This window comes from Rhodopirellula sp. JB055 (genome assembly GCF_043100905.1).
GTDB lineage: Bacteria > Planctomycetota > Planctomycetia > Pirellulales > Pirellulaceae > Rhodopirellula.
Genome location: NZ_JBICHO010000150.1, coordinates 1 through 2,849, shown reverse-complemented (window position 1 = coordinate 2,849; position 2,849 = coordinate 1). Strand labels below are relative to the sequence as shown.

3 protein-coding genes are annotated in these 2,849 nt (G+C 54.7%); 2 read left to right on the top strand and 1 reads right to left on the bottom strand.

Going from position 1 to position 2,849, the window contains the following annotated elements:
- A partial coding sequence (locus tag ACF8AM_RS06290) for a prolyl oligopeptidase family serine peptidase (protein ID WP_392554806.1) occupies positions 1–1,123 on the top strand: 1,123 nt, incomplete at its 5' end.
- A 368-nt stretch (positions 1,124–1,491) separates the two neighbouring features.
- Here ACF8AM_RS06290 and ACF8AM_RS06285 read toward each other — a convergent pair.
- Positions 1,492–2,262 (bottom strand): hypothetical protein, encoded by a 771-nt coding sequence (locus ACF8AM_RS06285; protein ID WP_392554805.1) that lies wholly within the window; start codon positions 2,260–2,262, stop codon positions 1,492–1,494.
- A 126-nt stretch (positions 2,263–2,388) separates the two neighbouring features.
- Here ACF8AM_RS06285 and ACF8AM_RS06280 point away from each other — a divergent pair, with 126 nt between their 5' ends.
- The gene (locus tag ACF8AM_RS06280; RefSeq protein ID WP_392554804.1) at positions 2,389–2,715 is read left to right on the top strand and encodes a hypothetical protein; all 327 of its coding nucleotides are present in this window, start codon (positions 2,389–2,391) and stop codon (positions 2,713–2,715) included.
- Positions 2,716–2,849 lie beyond the last annotated feature (134 nt).

The following is a 2,849-nucleotide window of genomic DNA, read 5'->3' as shown; positions in this document are numbered from 1 at the left end:
CGTTCGACAATTGACCAGCGGACGATATGAGGTTTATCCGATTCGACTGTCCGATGATCACACCCAACTGTTCGTCACTGCATCCATAGAATCGGCGGCCCAGCAATTGGTTTACGTGCTGGATCTCGAAGACGGCGAGCTGACACGCCTCAATAAGAAGGATGGCAACTTCACCGACGTTGCGATTAGCAATGACGGGAAACGGATGATCGGGAACCACGTCACCTATGGCGAATTGACCGAACTGATCGCCCAGAACGAAAAGAAAAAGGTCACCCGAATCACGGACTCGCATCCCGAAAAGACGAAGTCGCTGATCGCGGTCGAGCCCGAATTCTTCGATTACGAGAACCGACACGGACACACCATCTCCGGCATGATGTTTAAACCGAAGGGATGGAAAAAGCGAGACAAGCACCCGCTGCTGATCTATGTCTATGGCGGACCTCTCGGCAACCGTCACAGTGTCCACGACGGCAGCTACAGCCCCGACGGATACTTTTTCCAGATGTACATGGCTCAGAAACACGGCTATGTCACGATTGTCGTGGATCCCCGTGGACAATCCGGCTACGGCGGGTTGTTTGAGAAATCAAACTATGAGCAAGTCGGCAAGCCACAGGTAGAGGATCTCGTCGACGGCGTCAAATTCATGACCGAGAATTTCAATACCGACGACCAGCGAGTTGCCATCTATGGCTGGAGCTTCGGTGGTTTTCAAACCCAGATGTGCCTGTACACGGAGCCGGATGTGTTCCAAGTCGGCATGGCCGGTGCCGGGCCGACGCAGTGGGAAAACTACAACTCTTGGTACACCACCGGCACGGTCGGCCCGTCACGAAAAGGCACACCGGACCAAGAGAAATACTCCTTGGTGCCGCTGGCCAAAAATCTGGAGGGCAAGCTCCTGTTGGTTCATGGCATGGAAGACACCAACGTTCTTTTCCAAGACACCATGGCGATCTATCGGGCACTTCTGAAGGCTGGCAAGGAAACCAACGTCGAGTTGTTCTTGGATCCCACCGGCGGCCACGGTCTCGGCGGTGATGTCAAACGACTGGGCCGCATGCGAAAGTACGAAGAGTTCCTCCTCCGCACGATCGGCCCTGGCGAGAGCGACTGAATCGGGCGAAGCCTAGAGAGCGTAGAACTTTTGTCCCCAAATGTTTGCTTGGCTGGGTGGATTCGTCGAGCAGTGAGGCGCGGATGGTTGGCGGGAGACTTGGTGAAGCAACGGGGCTTGGCAGTGCAGAATTATCCGGCGGAACAGTTGGGGACAACTGTTCTACTCTGGTGCTGTGGCTTGCCAGACCTTACTTAGCCCTCGAGCGAAGCTCGGCATAGTAGAACATTTGTCCCCAAATGTTTGCGTGGCTGGGTGGAATCGTCGAGTAGCGGGACGAGGACGGTTGGCAGTGGAATGGATGAGGCAACGAGGCTCCGCGGCGGAGAACTGCCCGGCGGAACTCAACCGTGATCAACGAATCGGATTCACTCCGATACAGCACCATCGTTCGCCGCTTGATTTCTTTGCAGCTTCAAGACCAATGGCGCAGAGATCGCTCGCCCATTCCAAGGCACCTTCAGTTGCTCAATAGGTAGACCGAAATACTCCTCGAGTAAGATGCCTGGAGTCAATCCAACGCCGCGTTCATAGTACACGCGCAACGTCAACTCGCTCGCCGTCTTTGGAAAGACAAGCTCGGATGAACCTTCGCCGAAGGTTTCAACGTGAAACATTTCACCCGATTCAGTCGTCATGTAAGCTCGGCCTCCCCCTCCATCAAGCAACGGTTCGCCAAGGTCAATTCGACGATTGATCGCCTCCCCCGGCTTGAGCACGGTGAACCGCGAAGCGGCTTCGGCCTTTGTCGGTTTCGCTCGATCCTGTTCATTCCTGTAGTCGACACAGCGTGGATCAGGCAACACTCGGATCTGTTCGTCAGTCGGTTCAAGGTCAGTACGAAAATGAACATTGAAACCAATGATCAGTTCAGAATCCAGCTGAAGCGGTTGATCGCTGATGTTCTTTGCCTTCAACGAAACGACTGCGGAATCGAATCGATAAGTCGGATGCTTGATAACAGACAAAGTCAGTCGCAATCGGTTTTCTTCGCTCCACGGCTTTGTGGGATCGTACTTGGGGGCGCCCTCTCGCGGTGTGATCTCATTGTCCGAAAACGGATCGGGTGGCCCGTCGGACATTCCGGGCAATGAAATCACAAACATTGCTGCGACAACGAGACTGGCGATGCTTTTCATAGAATCCACTCCATCCGGGAAACGTTCGGCATGATTGATCAATGAAAAACCAGGGTACCTGGAACGCCATAGTGAGTCAGCCAAAACACGCAAAAGCCCGGTAGGCATTCAGAGGGAACGATTGACATGAAACTCATCGCAGCTGCGGTCCTCACTGGTGCCATCAGCGTCAACTGCCAGGCGGATTCGTCGAAGTCCCTTGGAACGATGCCTGTTTCGCCAATCCAACGCAAGAATTACGTCATGGATCCCTCGTGCGATCTTTCCCCGGCCAAGATGGCCCCGTTTTCCTTTTTGCCTCCGTTTCCGGTCGGATCTGACGTTGGCGGCATGACAGAAAAGAAGAAATCCCTCTTGCCCGGGGTCGAAGCTGAACTCCGCGAAACAATGTCTGCGTGCCAGGGTCGATCCGTCGAGCAGCGTGACGCGGACGGCTGGCAATGGACTTGGTGAAGCAACGAAGCTTGGCAGCGGAGAAATGCCCGATGGAACAGTTGGGGACAACTGTTCTACTCTGGTGCCATGGATTGCCAGGCTCCAATGGAGCCGGAGACAGGATTGCTTCGGCAGAGACGGTGTGCGACACC